General features: G+C 41.8%; 24 protein-coding genes and 1 pseudogene. 23 read left to right on the top strand and 2 right to left on the bottom strand.

Annotated elements, in window-relative coordinates:
* Nucleotides 1-16 precede the first annotated feature (16 nt).
* Nucleotides 17-877 (top strand): DNA adenine methylase, encoded by an 861-nt coding sequence (locus tag P4S60_RS09370; protein ID WP_337115769.1) that lies wholly within the window; start codon nt 17-19, stop codon nt 875-877.
* A gap of 38 nt (nt 878-915) precedes the next feature.
* On the opposite strand, the gene P4S60_RS09365 is transcribed toward P4S60_RS09370, so the two are convergent.
* Nucleotides 916-1,653: an XRE family transcriptional regulator gene (locus tag P4S60_RS09365; protein ID WP_337115768.1), complete on the bottom strand. Its 738-nt coding sequence runs from the start codon at nt 1,651-1,653 to the stop codon at nt 916-918.
* A 96-nt stretch (nt 1,654-1,749) separates the two neighbouring features.
* Between P4S60_RS09365 and P4S60_RS09360 the strand changes: the two genes are divergently transcribed.
* On the top strand, nt 1,750-1,965 hold the full coding sequence (locus P4S60_RS09360; protein ID WP_337115767.1) for a YdaS family helix-turn-helix protein: 216 nt from the start codon (nt 1,750-1,752) through the stop codon (nt 1,963-1,965).
* A gap of 201 nt (nt 1,966-2,166) precedes the next feature.
* Here the strand turns inward: P4S60_RS09360 and P4S60_RS09355 are convergent, their stop codons facing one another.
* A complete protein-coding gene (locus P4S60_RS09355; protein ID WP_337115766.1) occupies nt 2,167-2,361 on the bottom strand; it encodes an ECs_2282 family putative zinc-binding protein in 195 nt (64 codons plus the stop codon).
* A gap of 84 nt (nt 2,362-2,445) precedes the next feature.
* On the opposite strand from P4S60_RS09355, the gene P4S60_RS09350 reads away from it, so the two are divergent.
* The 21 genes and pseudogenes from P4S60_RS09350 to P4S60_RS09250 all read left to right on the top strand — a co-directional run bounded on the left by P4S60_RS09350 (nt 2,446) and on the right by P4S60_RS09250 (nt 16,184).
* A complete protein-coding gene (locus P4S60_RS09350) occupies nt 2,446-3,495 on the top strand; it encodes a PriCT-2 domain-containing protein (protein WP_337115765.1) in 1,050 nt (349 codons plus the stop codon).
* Nucleotides 3,495-4,853, top strand: a complete 1,359-nt coding sequence (locus P4S60_RS09345) for a virulence-associated E family protein (protein WP_274167830.1) — start codon at nt 3,495-3,497, stop codon at nt 4,851-4,853. Before P4S60_RS09350 ends, P4S60_RS09345 begins: the two co-directional genes overlap by 1 nt.
* A gap of 308 nt (nt 4,854-5,161) precedes the next feature.
* Nucleotides 5,162-5,521, top strand: a complete 360-nt coding sequence (locus tag P4S60_RS09340; RefSeq protein ID WP_062570605.1) for an antiterminator Q family protein — start codon at nt 5,162-5,164, stop codon at nt 5,519-5,521.
* Between the two features lie 188 nt (nt 5,522-5,709).
* Complete coding sequence (locus tag P4S60_RS09335) at nt 5,710-6,183, top strand: lysozyme (RefSeq protein ID WP_063529818.1); 474 nt, start codon at nt 5,710-5,712, stop codon at nt 6,181-6,183.
* Nucleotides 6,176-6,604 (top strand): hypothetical protein, encoded by a 429-nt coding sequence (locus P4S60_RS09330; protein WP_063528034.1) that lies wholly within the window; start codon nt 6,176-6,178, stop codon nt 6,602-6,604. The genes P4S60_RS09335 and P4S60_RS09330 overlap by 8 nt, the downstream gene beginning before the upstream one ends.
* Nucleotides 6,498-6,782: an Rz1-like lysis system protein LysC gene (lysC, locus tag P4S60_RS21530; RefSeq protein ID WP_442961483.1), complete on the top strand. Its 285-nt coding sequence runs from the start codon at nt 6,498-6,500 to the stop codon at nt 6,780-6,782. Before P4S60_RS09330 ends, lysC begins: the two co-directional genes overlap by 107 nt.
* Nucleotides 6,763-7,056: an HP1 family phage holin gene (locus P4S60_RS09325; protein ID WP_063528033.1), complete on the top strand. Its 294-nt coding sequence runs from the start codon at nt 6,763-6,765 to the stop codon at nt 7,054-7,056. The genes lysC and P4S60_RS09325 overlap by 20 nt, the downstream gene beginning before the upstream one ends.
* Nucleotides 7,049-7,426, top strand: coding sequence for an HNH endonuclease (locus tag P4S60_RS09320; protein WP_337115764.1), 378 nt, complete (start codon nt 7,049-7,051; stop codon nt 7,424-7,426). Before P4S60_RS09325 ends, P4S60_RS09320 begins: the two co-directional genes overlap by 8 nt.
* 92 nt (nt 7,427-7,518) lie before the next feature.
* Nucleotides 7,519-7,986 carry a P27 family phage terminase small subunit gene (locus tag P4S60_RS09315; RefSeq protein ID WP_130051125.1) on the top strand — a complete coding sequence of 156 codons (468 nt, stop codon included), beginning with the start codon at nt 7,519-7,521 and terminating at the stop codon, nt 7,984-7,986.
* The gene (locus P4S60_RS09310) at nt 7,987-9,696 is read left to right on the top strand and encodes a terminase large subunit (protein ID WP_337115763.1); all 1,710 of its coding nucleotides are present in this window, start codon (nt 7,987-7,989) and stop codon (nt 9,694-9,696) included. It abuts the gene before it with no gap.
* Nucleotides 9,696-10,940, top strand: a complete 1,245-nt coding sequence (locus tag P4S60_RS09305) for a phage portal protein (RefSeq protein WP_337115762.1) — start codon at nt 9,696-9,698, stop codon at nt 10,938-10,940. Before P4S60_RS09310 ends, P4S60_RS09305 begins: the two co-directional genes overlap by 1 nt.
* A gap of 2 nt (nt 10,941-10,942) precedes the next feature.
* The gene (locus P4S60_RS09300) at nt 10,943-11,686 is read left to right on the top strand and encodes a head maturation protease, ClpP-related (RefSeq protein ID WP_337115761.1); all 744 of its coding nucleotides are present in this window, start codon (nt 10,943-10,945) and stop codon (nt 11,684-11,686) included.
* Between the two features lie 68 nt (nt 11,687-11,754).
* Nucleotides 11,755-13,000, top strand: a pseudogene (locus P4S60_RS09290) (phage major capsid protein).
* A gap of 56 nt (nt 13,001-13,056) precedes the next feature.
* Entirely contained in the window at nt 13,057-13,311 is a 255-nt protein-coding gene (locus tag P4S60_RS09285) for a hypothetical protein (protein ID WP_337115759.1), read from the top strand.
* A gap of 5 nt (nt 13,312-13,316) precedes the next feature.
* On the top strand, nt 13,317-13,925 hold the full coding sequence (locus P4S60_RS09280; protein ID WP_230235320.1) for a head-tail connector protein: 609 nt from the start codon (nt 13,317-13,319) through the stop codon (nt 13,923-13,925).
* The gene (locus tag P4S60_RS09275; RefSeq protein ID WP_337115758.1) at nt 13,922-14,251 is read left to right on the top strand and encodes a phage head closure protein; all 330 of its coding nucleotides are present in this window, start codon (nt 13,922-13,924) and stop codon (nt 14,249-14,251) included. The genes P4S60_RS09280 and P4S60_RS09275 overlap by 4 nt, the downstream gene beginning before the upstream one ends.
* A complete protein-coding gene (locus tag P4S60_RS09270; RefSeq protein WP_337115757.1) occupies nt 14,244-14,750 on the top strand; it encodes an HK97-gp10 family putative phage morphogenesis protein in 507 nt (168 codons plus the stop codon). The genes P4S60_RS09275 and P4S60_RS09270 overlap by 8 nt, the downstream gene beginning before the upstream one ends.
* Nucleotides 14,747-15,145: a hypothetical protein gene (locus P4S60_RS09265; protein ID WP_230235315.1), complete on the top strand. Its 399-nt coding sequence runs from the start codon at nt 14,747-14,749 to the stop codon at nt 15,143-15,145. Before P4S60_RS09270 ends, P4S60_RS09265 begins: the two co-directional genes overlap by 4 nt.
* A gap of 1 nt (nt 15,146) precedes the next feature.
* Nucleotides 15,147-15,611: a hypothetical protein gene (locus P4S60_RS09260; protein WP_274167841.1), complete on the top strand. Its 465-nt coding sequence runs from the start codon at nt 15,147-15,149 to the stop codon at nt 15,609-15,611.
* A complete protein-coding gene (locus tag P4S60_RS09255; RefSeq protein WP_337115756.1) occupies nt 15,611-15,958 on the top strand; it encodes a hypothetical protein in 348 nt (115 codons plus the stop codon). Before P4S60_RS09260 ends, P4S60_RS09255 begins: the two co-directional genes overlap by 1 nt.
* Complete coding sequence (locus P4S60_RS09250; protein WP_337115755.1) at nt 15,933-16,184, top strand: hypothetical protein; 252 nt, start codon at nt 15,933-15,935, stop codon at nt 16,182-16,184. The genes P4S60_RS09255 and P4S60_RS09250 overlap by 26 nt, the downstream gene beginning before the upstream one ends.
* The last annotated feature ends 2 nt before the right edge of the window (nt 16,185-16,186 follow it).

Raw genomic sequence — 16,186 nt, 5'->3', positions numbered from 1 at the left:
ATTGTGAGGTGCTGTTATGGCTGGAAGAACATTTTATACTCCGCTTAGATACCCTGGCGGCAAAGGGAAATTTGCAGGATTTATCAAAGATTTGTTTTTAGAAAATAGTTTATGTGATGGTCATTACATGGAACCTTTTGCAGGTGGTGCCGGTATTGCGCTTGAACTGCTGTTTGAAGAGTATGCATCACATATTCATTTAAATGACCTTGATCCTGCTGTGTACTCATTTTGGGATTCAGTGCTTAATGATACTGAAGCATTAGTAAAGTTAATTCACGACACCCCAGTGACAATAGAACAGTGGTATAAACAAAGAGAAGTATTAACCAACCTTGGTGATGTTCCATCCTTAGAGCTCGGTTTTGCCACATTTTTTTTAAATAGGTGTAATCGTTCTGGTATTCTAAAGGCTGGTGTAATTGGTGGGAAGGCTCAAAGTGGGGCATATAAGTTAGATTGTAGATTTAATAAAAGTAACTTGATTCATCGAATTGAAAAAGTTGCTTTATATAGAAATAGAGTTTCTTTATATAACTTAGATGCTGTGGAGCTACTAGGAACTATTGCAAAATCATTACCTCAAAAATCGCTAATTTATTTAGACCCACCATATTATGTAAAAGGTTCTGGATTATATCGCAATTTCTATAATCATGAAGATCATGTACAAATTGAACGCTCAATATCAGAAGTGAAAACGCCTTGGATAGTCTCTTACGATAATGTTCCTGAAATTAGGAAGATCTATGGAAAGCATAAGCAAGATGCTTACTTTCTGAGCTATACAGCTCAAGATAAAAAAGTCGGTTCTGAGGTTATGATTTATGGACCAGGAGTAAAATGTTCTGATGCAACATTAGAAAAGGTATCATAGTAATCCGATACCCACATATAATATATGTGGGTTAGTTCTTACCTTAAAACAGAATACCAAAACACACGGCCTATTACTCTAACTTGTTGAGATTCATCACTAGTTAGATTCTCATCAGGATACTCATCTGTATTAAAGCTTCTAATACGAAGGCCGCCACCTGGTCTGCGAGTTAAAGTTTTTACAAATAATGCACCACCCCAATCAATGGCATACATATCACCGTCTTTAATTGCGGTGTTGGCAGTATCAATACCAACAGTAGCACCATCCGGTATTACAGGCTCCATTGAGTTACCAGTTACTTTTACACAAGCTGCACAGGAAAAATCAATACCATGGCGGCGAAGAGTTGATTTTGAAAAACGTAGCTTTGGACCAGCTGTTTCTAATTGAACCTGTGAGCCATTACCAGCTGATAATTCTACTTCCATATAAAACGGTACTTCTACTTCATCATCATTCAGTGGGGTTTTACTATCCCATGGGTCTAACTCTATAAAACTATCAACGTTAGATGATTTTTCATGCATTTTTTTGTTGATTGAGATTACGTTTTCAGTGAATTTATCACCTTCACCATTGATCAACCATTTTATAGACACGCCTAACCTTTTAGCGCATGCGTCTAATGACTCGCGACTAATTGAGTTTGTTTTAAACCACTTTCCAGCAGCTTGAGGGGTCACGTTGGCGGCTCTAGCAAGTTCCGCCTTCGTAACACCTATTTCCTGCATAGCAAGCCATAAACGGCCAGTAACTGAATTATCTTTCATATCAACACCATAAACCTAAGGTTTAGAATTTAATACAAAGCAAGGTTTACAATAAATAAACTAATGGTTTATATTGGTTTATCTAACGGAGGACTTATGACACCAGAATTTAGAGAATGTGTTGAGGCTGCTGGCGGCACTCAAAAGCTGCTTGCTGAAAAGCTTGGGGTAACTGAGCAGGCTGTAGGTAAGTGGAAAGACAAAAAAATCCCAGTTGTAAGGGTGCTGCAAATTGAGACGGTACTTGGTGTTGAACGTAGCTTTCTGCGTCCTGACATTTATCCACCAGAGGATACAAAACAAGCTGCTTGATTGGATTGTTTTCATTTTTTTGTTCCTGTGTTGTTGAGCTTTTAGATTAGCCAATCAATAAGTGGGAATTTAGCTAAACGAATATATGTTTTTTTATACAGGTGATTTATGCCAGTTTCTAACACATTAAAAGTTAAGGTATCGCTTGAAACCTCTGAAATACAACAAGCGATAGCCGGGGCAGAAATAATAACTTCAAAGTTACCTAAAAATGTTTTTGGCAATCTTCTCAAGCATTTTCTTTGCTTCTTTTTCCGCTTGGGCTTGAAGCTCTCCGTATTTAGAAGTTGCACCACATCCAGTACAAACAACCTTGTCGTTCGGCTTAGGGTTAGCTGGATACTCAAACTTTTTGCTGCGGCAAGTAGAGCAAATTAAATCTAACTTAGTTGGCATATTTTAGCTTCCTTATTTTAGCTTGTTGGTTTGGTCACTAAACATACTAATTTAGGGGAGCGTTTTTTAACAGGAATTTTGATTATGCAGCAGGCAACGCTACAAGATGTACAAGATGCTTTGCAGTATCTTGACCCAAATTTAGATCGTGATACCTGGGTTAGAATTGCTATGGGTATTAAAAATGAGTTTGCCGATGCAGGCTTTGATATTTTTGATTCGTGGAGCGCTGGCGGTGAACGTTATAAGGCGAGTGATGTTAAAAGTATGTGGCGCAGTGTAAAAGCGGGCGGCGGTGTTACGATTGGTACTGTAATTGGCATGGCTAAAGAGAAAGGTTTTACATTTACCCATGAACCTATGACGGCAGAGCAACAAGCCAAACTCAGTGCTGATTACGCTAAACGAGCAAAAGAGCGCGAAGCGAAAGAGGCAGAGGATGAAGCCGCGCGCCAGCGTTGGCATGGGGTAATTAGTGACTTTTCCAAATATATCATTGATAACTTCACTATACCGATAAAATCAAATAAGTACTTAAGCGATAAAAAAGTGAATGCCTATGGGGTGTTAGGTTTTAAAAAGTCGTTTATTTTGATTATTCGCGATAACTTTACTACTGAGTTGGTTGAAGGTGGTAAAGAGATAAAAGCCTTCTTTGATACTTTACCTAGCGAAGATGAAGGTAGGGACTTTTCGTTTTTACATATCAAGCGTGGCAGTCTGGCCATTCCCCTCATTGATATTAATAAGCAGATTTGGAACATCCAAGTAATCAACAATACCGGTACCAAGTTATTTTTAAAGCATGGCCGTAAGTCAGGGCTGTTTCATTTTATTGGTAAAGCAAGTAGCTGTAATATTTTGGCCGTTTGTGAAGGGTATGCAACGGGCGCGAGCATTCATATGGCGACTGGTTGGCCGTGTGCGGTTGCGCTCGATGCGGGAAATTTATTACCTGTGGCTTTGGCATTTGCTGAAAAGTTAAAAGATAAGACCTTTTTGTTTTGCGCAGATAACGACGTTAATACAAAGGGTAATCCTGGTATTACTAAAGCTAATGAAGCAGCAGCTGCGGTTAATGGCCTTGTTGCTGCACCAGACTTTTCTAGTATTTTAAATAAGGAGGCTGCTTGATGGCCTCACGTTCTTTAACAGATTGGAATGACTTACATGTAAGTGCTGGTTTAGCAGAGGTTAAGAAGCAGCTATCTGCTGTTATTGATAAGCCTAGCGCTAATGATGGTGATAACCCGCCGCCGAAAAACGCTGACGCGCGGGAGCGTTCACTAGGGGATGAGCCGTGGCAACGGCTTTTCCAAAGAACTAATGCTGGCAATCCGCAAGCGAATATTAGTAATACGAAGCTGGTTTTAGAACACGATCCTGCTTTTGATGGTGTTTTAGGTTATTGCAATTTTAGCTATCGGATCATTAAGCGTAAGTTGCCACCGTTTAAAATGGCAAAGCTTGGTGAATGGACTGATGCCGATACCGAGCGCTTACGTATTTACTTATCTGAAAGCTATGGTTTTACACCCAAACCCAGTGATGTACTTGGTGCTATTTTGGTTCATTCAGAAGAGCATGCCTTTCATCCCGTTCAGGACTATTTAACTTCAATAAAATGGGATGGTAAGCCGCGAGTGGCTATGTGGTTGCATGACTACTTAGGAGTAGAAGACTCTGATTATGCGGCCATGGTTGGCACATTCTTTTTGGTTTCTGCTGTAGTTCGGGTAATGCGGCCACCTGTAAAAGTTGACTCGGTGTTGATTTTAGAGGGCTTGCAGGGGTTGGGTAAATCGACGATGTGCCACAACCTATTTGGTGATTGGTTCACTGATACCCCGATGGCTTTAGGTGAAAAAGATACGTTTCAACAAATGCAGGGGATGTGGGGAATTGAACTTGCAGAGCTTGATGCGTTTAATAAGGCTGAAAACACCAAAGCTAAACAGTTCTTTGGTTCGCAGGTGGATAGGTATCGCCCCAGTTATGGGCGTATGGTGCAAGAATTCCCGAGGCAATGTGTTTTTATTGGTACCACAAACCAAGATAGATATTTAAAAGACTCAACGGGTAACCGGCGCTATTGGCCTGTGATGTGTACGAAGATATGCCAAGAGGCCATAAAACGAGATAGAGATCAGTTATGGGCAGAGGCAGTTCACTTATTAAATGAGGGTACACCTTGGTGGCCTACGGATGAATACAAACACCTATTTGAAGAGCAGCAAGAGGATAGATTCGACTCCGATGTATGGGAGGAGCTTATCTACAAATGGCTTATTAAAAATATGCGTTCGGATTATTCCTGTGCCGAAATTATGGAAGAAGCTCTAGGTATGGATGCTCACGCCATGCGCCCACCTGAACAAAAACGTGTTGGACAAATTATGCATCGCCTTGGTTTTGAGAAAAAGAAAAAGCTTATAAAAGGTAAGCGGCCTGCGTTTTATTTTCCGCCAAAGGGGTTTTGGGATGCTAGATAATTATTTTAGTGTGACAGTGACATTTACCATGACCACTTGCAGCCCTTGCCATATAAGGCTTTGTCATAGTGTCACAGTGTGTCACGGTGTTTTCGCGCACACATACGCGCGCGCGTGCGAGCGGACGCATTTGATATCTATATTCTATTTAATAATGTTACTTACTAATGTATGTAAAAACACTATGACACAGTATGACAGTATGACAATACCAGTAAATACAAGGGCTGTAGCTGTCATGGTTGTGTGTCACGGTGAAAGTGAGTATGACATCAATGTTTTAAACTATTTTGCGGCGGGGATGTAGAATGCAATTAGATCTAAGAGAACAGGCAGAAAACGATTTAGCACAGTGGGGCCTGTGGGCGAGAGAGAAGAACTTACCAACGCTTAAGTCTCAGAACCTCGTTACATCGCGTTCAGTGAAGCTAGATATTAACGGTTGCCCTTTAGTGATAAAAGATGACTATGCACAAGTACTCGATGCCAGTATTGCGAGAATGCGGCATTTAGATCCTACTTACCCGCTTATTGCTCGCCAGTATTTTAGCTTGGGTTTGAGCTGTAGAGTGATCGCACAGAGCACTAAAATTAATAAAACAAAGGTATCTTCGATAGTGGGTGAGATAGTTAGTTGGGTTGCTAGCGATCTTATCAAAGCAGCCTAGATCTTTTTTTCAAAAACTATTGCTTTTGTCCGGACAGAAACTATACTGACTCAGGTAAGCTTAGCAAAGCTACAACATAAAGCCCGAGGTTAACGCCTTGGGCTTTTTTGTTTCTGCTTTTTAGCTCACGTTCCTGTTGTTGACCCGCTTTGGCTTTGCCTGAGCGGGTTTTTTCGTTTGAGGCCCCTATGAAAGTAAACAAGCTATTAGCCGCTGGTGTTACCGGTGTACTTGCGCTTGCAGGCGTTACGATTGCACAGTTTGAAGGTGAGGTAAGAACGGGCTATGTCGATCCTGTTGGTGTGGTTACCGCTTGCTTTGGTCACACAGCGACAGCTGAGCTTGGCAAGAAGTACACAGAGAACGAATGTTTAAGTTTGTTTGCTAAAGACTTAGGGGAACATAACAAGCAGCTGCTAAGAGCTGTTAGCGTATCAATGTCAGCAAGCGAACATGCTGCTTACTTGTCATTTCATTACAACGTGGGTGCTGGGAACTTTCGTAGCAGTACGTTATTAAAACTTTTGAACAATGACCAACGAGTGAAAGCGTGTAATGAGTTACCACGTTGGGTTTACGCTGATGGCCAGAAGTTACCAGGCTTAATTAAGCGCCGTGAAGCAGAACGCCAGTTGTGCTTAAGCGAGATTAGCGATGTTTAGTTTAAACAAAGTATTGTTTTCAGGCTTGGGAGTGATGCTTGCGATATCAGTGTTTCGATATTTGGGCGTTAGCGCTGAGCTTGATGAAGCGCGTGAAAGTAACGAACAGCTACTCGGCACTATTCAGAGCTATAAGAATCAGGTTGAGATGCTTGCTAACAACTTAGTGAATGCTGAGAAGCAAAATAAGCGATTGCTAAAAGAGCGCACTTTACTAGAACAAATTCGTGCAAAGCACCAAGAACAACTTACCTCTATCGAAAATAAGCTTCAAACAACTAACTCACAACTTGATGCATTAAGGCTATCGACTAATGAAACAACTAAGAACTGGGCTAATGACTGTGTGCCTAGCGCTGTTATCAGCGTGTTCAAGTACGCCAACGCTAGAGCCTGTAATCAAAACAGTCGTACAAACTGAGTATAAGTTTGTACAGATGCCTAACGAGTTCATTAAACCTTGTGAGGTTAGTATTCAAGCTGTTGGAGACAATACATCTCACAGTCAGTACACAGTGTATTTAGAGACCGTTATTGATACCTGCAATGAGCAGCTATTAAGAGCGCGAGAGTGGAACAATGCGAATAGAAACAAGTGATATAGCTATGCAAAAGGCCGTCAGTGTAACGACCTACAGCGCAAGCTTAGGCACTGCAGCTGGAGGGATATTTAGCTTGAATGAGTGGGCTATATTACTGGGGATTATATTCGCAGCATTAACATTCTTAGTTAATGCGTGGTTTCAACATAAGCGTGACGAACGTGAAGCGCGTAAGCATGAAGATGATAGAGAGTTCCATCGTGCAAGAATGGAAGCGCTACAACAAAGCGATCATGCACAGCTACTTTGCCAGGACAACATAGATGGCTAACAAACCTGGTAGCTGGTGTAGTAAGTGTCGCAAGGTACATCGTGACGAGCCTTGCCCACACCGTAAAGCATTTGGTCGTAAGCGTGATAGTCATCAGCAATCAGGTCGTGGTGGTCGTGTGTGGCAACGAACAAGAGAATATATATTTCATCGCGATAACTTCCTTTGCCAGATATGTAAGAGCAAAGGGGTACTAACATCAGTTGAGCTGCATGGCCCTTATCATGGGGTATGTGATCATATCGTTCCCTTGTCTCAAGGCGGCGATGACAAAATAGAAAACCTTCAGACCATTTGCCAGTCTTGTGATAAAGAAAAGACGGCAAGTGAGTCAAGACACAGCACTCACCCGGGGGCATCAAAAGTCTAGGGGGTTGCTCTGTACACCGCCGCCCTAATGAGATTTTTATGCGGGCTATAAATGAAATGAAAAAGCCCACTTTATAGAGAGTTAGCTAGTTTATGTCAGGTAGATACCCATCAGTAGCAGAAAAGAATGACGATAAGGTCGTTCAGTTTCCTGGTACCGAAGAAAAAGCGGAAATGAGCGATAAGGAAGCGAAAAAAATCGCGATCCAATCGCGTCCGCGTGGTATGTCAAAACCTGAACAAAAAGTGTGGGAAATGGATGTTCCGGCTTATGTGAAAATTAATCGCTTTAAACCGCACTTCACACGGTTCTTTAGAGAGTACTGTGTTGTTATCGCTCGCATGGAAGAAACAAAAGCGTTCTTAGACCAAGAAAATGTTGGTTGGACATATACAACAGTTGGCCGCAATGGCGCACAGCATAAGAATCGTCCTGAGGTGGCTCAGTACAACGATGATTGGCGAAAACTAAACAGCTTAATTAATCAGATTGGTGGTAGTCCAGCAACGGACCAAAGGTTTAACAATTTACAACCTGGTCTGTTTGATGACTTATATTAGATGCGGAAAAACTACCCAACGTTTCAGCGTGATCACCTTGCTGATATAGAGCAGTACGCTAACGATGTTTTAAGCGGTAAACGTCTCGCAAATCGCTATGAGAAACTAGCTGTTGAGCGTGAAAGCCGAGATTTAGAACGTGCTGGTACAAAAGATTTTCCATATTATTTTGATGTAGAGGCTGCACTTAAAGCCATAAGGTTTATTGAAACCTTTAGTCATGTAAAGGGAAAGTGGGCAAGGGCGAAAGGGCAGGACGCTTTAATTGCTTTAAGCCCTTGGCAGAAGTGGATAACAGCCCAGGTCTTTGGTTGGAAGCATATTATCAGTAAGCGCAGACGTTTTAGATCTGCAGCTGTTTATGTTCCAAGGAAAAATGGCAAGTCAACGTGGATTGCACCTATTGGGCTGTACATGTTGTCGAACGATGATGAGCCAGGCGCTGAAGTTTATTGTGGTGCAACCAACCAGAAGCAAGCTAATGAGGTTTTTCAACCAGCCCATAAAATGGCCACGAGGCAACCTGCTTATCGTCGGCAATTTAAGGTCGAATTATTAGCTCAGCAAATTTCTAGTACATCAGACGGCGGTAAGTTTGAACGTTTGATAGGTGATCCTGGTGATGGTGGTTCGCCGAGTTGTTACCTCTGTGATGAATATCACGAACACCCTGATGACAGGCAACGAGACACCATGGTCACAGGGATGGGGGCTAGGGAACAACCACTCGAATTTATAATTTCAACAGCCGGCTCTAATTGGTTTGGGCCATGTGGTCAACATTGGAAAGAATGCCAAGAAATACTAGAAGGCACTCGGGTTGATGAAACAACATTCTGTATCATCTACGCAGCAGATAAAGATGATGATTGGCAAGATGAAAATACATTAATAAAAGCCAATCCTAACTATGGTATTTCGGTCGATGTTGATGGTTTAAAAACCCAACTCAACAAAGCAAAGCAATCAGCGCGTAAGCAAAATGCATTTAAAACAAAACACTTAAATTTATGGGTGGGTGCAAAAGAAAGCTGGCTTAATATGGAAGATTGGAAAGCAGCTGCCGATCACTCTATTACCATGGATGAGTTCTTGGGAGATGAGGGAACAAAAGGCGTCGATTTATCTGAATCGGATGATTTAACAGCCGATGTAACCTGCTTTACCCGCACAATTGATGGCAAACTTCACTACTACTTGTTTGCTAAAACCTATGTTACCGCTGCAAAAGCAAGCGAAATTGATATTTACCGAGACTGGGTTGATCAAGGTGACCTCTTAGAGTGCGATGGAACAAGCATTGATTACGATGAAGTCGAACGCGCGATTGAAACTGATAACGAAAATTATCAGATTACAGGCTTGTTTTACGACCCAGCAGGTGCAGCACCTATCGCGCAGCGTGTACAAAACAACACAGGCATTGAGCCAATAAAAGTCGCGCAAAACTACACAAATTTTTCACCGGCTATGCGTGAGTTTGAAACTTTACTCAGGCAGGGCCGCATTCACCACAATGGTGATCCTGTTCTTGCCTGGTGTTTAGGAAACGTAATCGCGAAAGAAACCATGGACGGCAAATATATTAGGCCTGTCAAAGAGCATAAAGACAATAAGATTGATACCGCGGTTGCTATGTTACTCGCCTTTATAGGTTCATGGCAGCCTGAAGAAGATGATGGTTCTAACCAAGAGTTTTTGGAATTCTAATGTTTAAAATCCCTTTTTTAAGTCGTTCAAGCAGCAAAAGCACGACACAAGTCAGCAATACAGCTGAGCAAAACGACATATCAGTACAAGAGATTAATTCCTTGGCTGATCTATTTGGGGTAATGCCTTCATTAGCAGGTCCGGCTGTTACGCCAAAAACATCCATGAAAGTATCTATCGTTTTTGCTTGTGTGCGATTAATTGCCGGCGCTATTGCTCAGATGCCCGTTCATATCTTTGAACAAAGTGAAAAAAACGATAAACAACGAGTCCCAAACCATAGTTTAGCTAACTTATTTAACTTACAGCCAACACCCGCGTGGAGTGCAGCTGCATTTTGGGAGTTCATAGTATCGAGCATGCTGCTTCATGGTGATGGGTTTGCTGTTCTACTTAGAGATAGAAACGGTGATGTAGAAGAAATACTACCAATCAGCCCTGTAGGTATGAATGTAGTTAATAACAATGGGCGTTTAAATTACTTTTTTACACTTGATGGTACAGCTCGTGGCTTTGATCAAGATGATATTTTGCACTTTCCTGGCTTTGGTTTTAATGGTCTTAAATCTATGTCAGTTATTCAGTGGGGTGCATTTAATAGCATTGGTCTTGAGCTTGCCATGGAGAAGCATAGTGGTGAGTTTTTCAAATCAGGTTCAACTCAACGCGTTGCAGTTGTTAAACAAGGGAAGTGGGATGAAACACAAAAAGAGTCATTCAGAAACGCGTGGGTTAAAGCTTATGGTGGTATCGAAAACTCTAAGTTTCCACTGGTTCTTGATAACAGTACTGATGTAAAGCAGCTGAGTGTGTCAGCCAAAGATTCACAGTTGCTTGAGTCACGTGAATTTCAAATTACAGATATTGCACGTGCGTTTGGCTTGCCTAGTTTTATGGTAAATCAAGAACAAAAAACAACATCTTGGGGCAGTGGCATCGGTGAAATTGGCTTATCGTTCTTGCGTTTTACGCTAGGGCCCCACCTTAATCGCTTTGAGCAAGAAGTAAACCGCAAACTATTTTTAAATAAGCCCATGTTTGCTGAATTTATCGCTGCTAATTTAATGCGTTTAACCTTAAAAGATCGCAACGAAGCATACCGTCAAGCAATTGGGGGCTCACAAGGCCCTGGCTGGATGAGCATTGATGAAGTGAGAAAGCTTGAAAATCTACCAGAACTGGGTGGCCGTTACGCGTTACCTTACGACGCAACAGCTGCAAACAACCAACAAACGGACATTTAACTATGAGAAACAGCCGAAAACTAATGCAGTTGATTAAAAACAACTGCCAAAACCGTGAACAAGTTGGCTATCAAATTAAACAACAGTCACCTTTAGCTAATGCAGGTGAAAACCGCCCCGCATTTTTAATTTACGATGTTATTGACTCTTGGTGGGGCGTATCTGCAGAAATGATTAAACGTGATTTGCTCACAGTAAGCGATGCCACGGATATCGATGTTTACATAAATAGCCCTGGTGGTGATGTATTTGAAGCGACGGCAATTTATTCTAGTTTAAAAGCGCATCCTGCAAAAATTCATGTTCATATTGATGGTATTGCCGCAAGTGCTGCAACACGCATTGCATTAGCCGGCGATACAATTGAAATTGCTGATTCAGGTTTTTATATGATCCATTACGCCTGGACACTAGCACTTGGTAATGCCCAAGAAATACGCGATACAGCAGACATGCTCGATAAAGTTGATAACACCATTGTAAATGACTATGAAAAGCGTACAGAAGCAGGTGAAAAACAAGTTCGTAACTGGATGCAAGCTGAAACATGGTTTACCGCACAAGAAGCCTTAGAGCACGGCTTTGTTGATAGCATTATGCAAGACGGAAGCACAGACCAAACAACCAATAAAGCGTGGGATTTAACGACTTACCAAAACGCACCTGAGCCCAAAGCACCAGAAAACACATTTCCGCGACGTGAAAGGCTAGAACGATTTGCCAACATGTTGCTTGCAACTAGCTAGCTCCGCTGGCACCACTATCGAAAGCACCGAAAGGTGCTTTTTTTATACTTAAAATTGAGGAAATTATTATGCCTGGCATTCAAGAGAAGCGGGAGCAGCGCAAAGGTTTAGCTGTCACCCTAAACCAACTAGTCACAGATCATCCAAAAGATGAAGCTTGGACTGATGACAAACAAAAAAAATACGATGACCTGGTTAATAAAATCGATGCATTAGACGGTGAGCTTGATCGTCATCAAAAAGTGCTCGATTTACAGGCTAAGTCAAAGCAAACCATTCAAGATCGTGCAGACCAAAACGGCATCTCTACTGATGAAGCTGAGCACCAAATTCAGCAAGAAAAAGCAGCGTACGCAACATGGCTACGTGGTGGTATGTCGGCCCTTAATGAAGAACAACGCGCTGCAGTACAAGCTCGTATTGATAGCCCTAAAAATACGATGAGCACTGGCCAAGGTTCAGAGGGGGTATCTTACTGCAGATGAGATTGCACCTGGTATTTCACAGGCATTAAAAGCATATGGTGGCATGCGCGAACTTGCCACTGTGGTACCGACACAAACAGGTTCAACGATTCCTTGGCCAACCGCTAATGCAACGGCTGAGCAAGGTGAGTGGTTAGCTGAAAATAGCGAAGCCAGTGATGAAGATACTTCATTCGGTGTTCGAAACATTGAAACACACATGATCAGTTCAAAAGTCATTACTGTGCCGTTCCAGTTATTGCAAGACACTCAATTTGATCTTGAGGGTTACATTAATAACTTAATTGGTATGCGTATTGGCCGTACGTCTGAAGATGCTTTTATTAATGGTGATGGTACTGGTAAGCCACACGGTATTTTGGCAGATATTAGTGCAGGTAAAGTGGGCGGTTCAGGCCAAATTGCAACAATTACTGTTGATGACCTTATTGATCTGGAACACAGCGTTGATCCTGCTTATCGCCGTAGCATGAAGTGCGGTTACATGATGAACGACTCATCAATCAAAATTGTTAAGAAGCTTAAAGACAGTCAAGGGCGCCCACTTTGGTTACCTGGAATTGAGTCAGCTGAACCAAATACAATTTTGGGCAAGCCATATGCCACTAATCAACACATTCCAGCTATGGCAGCAAACGCTAAGTCGGTGTTGTTTGGTGATTTCTCTAAATACATTGTGCGTGATGTATCACAAATGCTGTTCTTCCGCTTCACAGACAGTGCGTATAGCCGCAAAGGCCAAGTTGGTTTCTTAGCGTTTATGCGTACAGGTGGCCGCTGCATCGATGTAGGTGGTGCTGTTAAGTACTACCAAAATGCAGCCGCTTAATTGATGCTCCAATTGCCCCTGAGAAGGGGCTTTTTTATTTAAGTAAGGACTTAACCATGGCAGCTAAAAAACAAATTACTGCACGTGTACTGGTTGCATGCGTGATTGCTGGTCAACCTTTTGAGCCAAACGCACTTGTAAAAGGTGATGCTGAGTTACTTGAACCCCTTATAAAGGTTGGTGAGTTATCGAGTGACAAAGCAGCGGTAGAGTATTGCAGCAAAGAACTAGAAGTTGAAGTTGTTGATCTTAATGCGACAGGTGAAGACGCAGATAGTGACACTGGCGACAATACTGACGGCGAAGAGTAACAACAATGAAAATGCTCCGAAAGCTAATCCAGGCGCCTTTGATTGAGCCATTCACCGTAGAAGAATTGGCAGCACATACTTATGCAGATGAAGATCACCATGATTATTTGCAAACCTTGGTACCGAGAGCGCGAAAACGGTTTGAACAACGCACTGGCCGTTTACTCGTAGAACAAACATGGCAATTTGCTATGCCTAAATTCTGTAAGGAAATTGTTTTACCTACCGCGCCGCTTAGGAGCATCACATCAATTAAATACATAAATACATTGGGCCAATATGTAACGCTTGAGCCAACAGAGTATCGCGTTGTAGAACATGGCTTAACAGCCACTATTACACCTAAATTAGGCGGAAATTGGCCAGCTGTCGGCTTTAAAGTAGCTGATGCAGTACAAATAGAATGCATCATGGGTCATACAGCTGTGGTGAATGATGCAATTGACGCAAATATGTTAATTGACAAAGACAAATACGACCTTGCTAAACAAGCCATTTTAATTTTAGTAGCAGATTGGTTTAGAAACCGTGAAGACACCGCACCCGTGCAGCTTTATGACATGCCAAATGCATTTAAAGCAATCGCAAACGAATTAGCGGTAGAACTATTATGAAAACAATGCCAGCCGCTAAATACAATTGCAAAGTAAGCTTTGGTAAAAATACCAAGTCAGATGACGGCTACAATACGGACTCATTCGCGCATGAATTTTTTAAATGGGTGAACATTCATACTGGAGCGTCTAAAGAACTAGAGCAAAGCGGCCAGTTAACGGGGGAGGTTACCCATACAATAACCTGTCGTTATAGCAGTAAAATTAAAGCAACCCACCAAATCACATTTAAGCAGCGCCAATTTGAAATTATTGGTGAACCAATAAATCAAGATTTCGAAAATATTCAAACCATTATTGCTGTAAAGGAGATCACCAATGCTTGATGCAGGAATTGATATCTCGGGTTTAAAGCAAATGGAACAAGCATTACAGGATATTTCTAAAGAGATAGGTGCGAAAAAAGCGACAGGCATTATGACAAGCGCTATCCGTGAAGGTGCTGTGAAATATCAGCAAGGTATGCAACGTAATGCGCCTGAATCTGAACTAGCCCGCATAGTTAAAACTAAAAGCGGTCAAAAGGTAGAAATACGCCCTGGCTTTTTAAAGTCTCGCATTAAAATTCGCGCCAGCACAAATCGAATAGGTGCAGAAACAAAGCGCTTCGGTAAAGGTGTTGTATCACTGGTAAAAGTAGGGGTTTTTAGAGTCCCTTATATAGTTCAGGTTGAATACGGGACTACTAATCAAAAGGCTCAACCATTTATTCGCCAAGCATTCCAAAAGCGGACAAACCAGGTTGTGGTAGTTATCAATCACCGCTTAGCAAAACGAATTCAAATGGTGCAACGCCGTATAGCTAAAAAGAACAAAGCACAATGATAGAAAATAGCATAAGAACAAAAGCTTTATCATCACAAGGTTTGGTGGCGCTTATTGGTGAAAACTTCCACCTGACGGAAAACCACAACAGCAAAGATAACTATATTTTGCTGACTGTGATTGATGATGACACGCCTATAGAAATTCACATGGAAGATAACCAAAGCGAAGCACTTGTGCAATTTGATTGCTACAGCAAATTACCAGTTAACGCTAAAGCAATAGCGAAAGAAATTGAATCAACTTTCAACAAAAAAGGGTTTGTCGATACGGATGTGAAAGTGCAATTAGCACTAAAAAATCGCCGCATACCCGACTTCGATACTGGCTCAAAGTTATACCGTGAGTCATACGAATACATTTTTCATTATCACAACATAATTAACGAGGTGTAAAATGCCAGATCCAACTCCAGCAACTGGCCTAGCAGCTGATACTGTTGACTCACATGGTTCAACACTGCAATTTTGTTCAACAGGAGAGCAACCTGTTGACAAGTTTTTACCAGGGATTGACGTAATACCACAGGTAAACTCAGGCAAACAATGGGAAGATGATACCGATATCGGCGCTACAAGGCGATCATACTTCGATAAAGCGCTTCCTGAAGATCAAGACTTTGAATTAGTCATGCGAGATATTCCTGGTAATGCAGACCAAAAAGCATTTACTGATCAGGTTGAAGCTTTCACAAATATCAGCATGAAAATTACTCGTGCTAGCGGTCGTGTTATTAACTTTGTATTTGTTCCTCAAGATTACTTTTCGGGAGAATCAGGCAAAGAGACTGGTAAGCAAATGTTTGCATGTATTGGCAAACTGCAAGAAGTTAATTTTGATACTGTTGGGGCTGGTGCCTAATGATTACAGCAGCAGAAATCATGGCGGGTAAACTCGCCACATCCACACGTGTGTTTGACGTAAAAGGTGTGGGTAAGATTGAATTACACCGATTGCCGGCTACTGATGAAGTGAAAGCAAGAGATGTGTTCTCCGATAAAAATGCTGATCCTAAAAAGTTAGAAAAGCTAGCTCAGCGAAACACTTACTACATGCTTCACGGTAAGTATGATGACAAAGAAGCTGCAAAACTACCTCAACTAATGGATGTAGAGCAGCTTGGAATGATCCACACAACAGGTTTGTTCTTTACAAACCTATCTCAAGATAATCTTGAAGCTATTGAAAAAACTAAAAAAGCAGCCTGAGTTACATGCGCTCTGCAATTTAGCAGATAACTTAGGTTGCTCAATCTACGAATTACATTCACGTTTGCCAGCTGAAGAACTAGAGCTTCGTTTAGTCCATCAAGGATTAAACATGGGGCTAACGTTCGACCGTTCAGAGCAGCGCAAAATTGAACAAAATAAAAAGCAACGTGAAACAGAAGCGTTTTTAAATACCTGTCCTTGGCGCCAACGTAAGAGAACTTAACT

The organism is Pseudoalteromonas sp. Hal040, assembly GCF_037162425.1.
Taxonomy (GTDB): Bacteria; Pseudomonadota; Gammaproteobacteria; order Enterobacterales; family Alteromonadaceae; genus Pseudoalteromonas; species Pseudoalteromonas gelatinilytica.
This window is presented reverse-complemented; position numbering and strand designations above follow the sequence as displayed.

Excerpts from the sequence above, each read along its gene's own strand:
- P4S60_RS09320 (WP_337115764.1), top strand. The coding sequence starts at position 7,049 with ATGGCTAACAAACCTGGTAGCTGGTGTAGTAAGTGTCGCAAGGTACAT.
- P4S60_RS09315 (WP_130051125.1), top strand. The coding sequence starts at position 7,519 with ATGTCAGGTAGATACCCATCAGTAGCAGAAAAGAATGACGATAAGGTC.
- lysC (WP_442961483.1), top strand. The coding sequence starts at position 6,498 with ATGAAACAACTAAGAACTGGGCTAATGACTGTGTGCCTAGCGCTGTTA.
- P4S60_RS09345 (WP_274167830.1), top strand. The coding sequence starts at position 3,495 with ATGGCCTCACGTTCTTTAACAGATTGGAATGACTTACATGTAAGTGCT.
- P4S60_RS09370 (WP_337115769.1), top strand. The coding sequence starts at position 17 with ATGGCTGGAAGAACATTTTATACTCCGCTTAGATACCCTGGCGGCAAA.
- P4S60_RS09265 (WP_230235315.1), top strand. The coding sequence starts at position 14,747 with ATGATAGAAAATAGCATAAGAACAAAAGCTTTATCATCACAAGGTTTG.
- P4S60_RS09270 (WP_337115757.1), top strand. The coding sequence starts at position 14,244 with ATGCTTGATGCAGGAATTGATATCTCGGGTTTAAAGCAAATGGAACAA.
- P4S60_RS09355 (WP_337115766.1), bottom strand. The coding sequence starts at position 2,361 with ATGCCAACTAAGTTAGATTTAATTTGCTCTACTTGCCGCAGCAAAAAG.
- P4S60_RS09340 (WP_062570605.1), top strand. The coding sequence starts at position 5,162 with ATGCAATTAGATCTAAGAGAACAGGCAGAAAACGATTTAGCACAGTGG.
- P4S60_RS09365 (WP_337115768.1), bottom strand. The coding sequence starts at position 1,653 with ATGAAAGATAATTCAGTTACTGGCCGTTTATGGCTTGCTATGCAGGAA.
- P4S60_RS09305 (WP_337115762.1), top strand. The coding sequence starts at position 9,696 with ATGTTTAAAATCCCTTTTTTAAGTCGTTCAAGCAGCAAAAGCACGACA.
- P4S60_RS09330 (WP_063528034.1), top strand. The coding sequence starts at position 6,176 with ATGTTTAGTTTAAACAAAGTATTGTTTTCAGGCTTGGGAGTGATGCTT.
- P4S60_RS09360 (WP_337115767.1), top strand. The coding sequence starts at position 1,750 with ATGACACCAGAATTTAGAGAATGTGTTGAGGCTGCTGGCGGCACTCAA.
- P4S60_RS09285 (WP_337115759.1), top strand. The coding sequence starts at position 13,057 with ATGGCAGCTAAAAAACAAATTACTGCACGTGTACTGGTTGCATGCGTG.
- P4S60_RS09260 (WP_274167841.1), top strand. The coding sequence starts at position 15,147 with ATGCCAGATCCAACTCCAGCAACTGGCCTAGCAGCTGATACTGTTGAC.
- P4S60_RS09310 (WP_337115763.1), top strand. The coding sequence starts at position 7,987 with ATGCGGAAAAACTACCCAACGTTTCAGCGTGATCACCTTGCTGATATA.
- P4S60_RS09280 (WP_230235320.1), top strand. The coding sequence starts at position 13,317 with ATGAAAATGCTCCGAAAGCTAATCCAGGCGCCTTTGATTGAGCCATTC.
- P4S60_RS09300 (WP_337115761.1), top strand. The coding sequence starts at position 10,943 with ATGAGAAACAGCCGAAAACTAATGCAGTTGATTAAAAACAACTGCCAA.
- P4S60_RS09255 (WP_337115756.1), top strand. The coding sequence starts at position 15,611 with ATGATTACAGCAGCAGAAATCATGGCGGGTAAACTCGCCACATCCACA.
- P4S60_RS09335 (WP_063529818.1), top strand. The coding sequence starts at position 5,710 with ATGAAAGTAAACAAGCTATTAGCCGCTGGTGTTACCGGTGTACTTGCG.
- P4S60_RS09325 (WP_063528033.1), top strand. The coding sequence starts at position 6,763 with ATGCGAATAGAAACAAGTGATATAGCTATGCAAAAGGCCGTCAGTGTA.
- P4S60_RS09275 (WP_337115758.1), top strand. The coding sequence starts at position 13,922 with ATGAAAACAATGCCAGCCGCTAAATACAATTGCAAAGTAAGCTTTGGT.
- P4S60_RS09350 (WP_337115765.1), top strand. The coding sequence starts at position 2,446 with ATGCAGCAGGCAACGCTACAAGATGTACAAGATGCTTTGCAGTATCTT.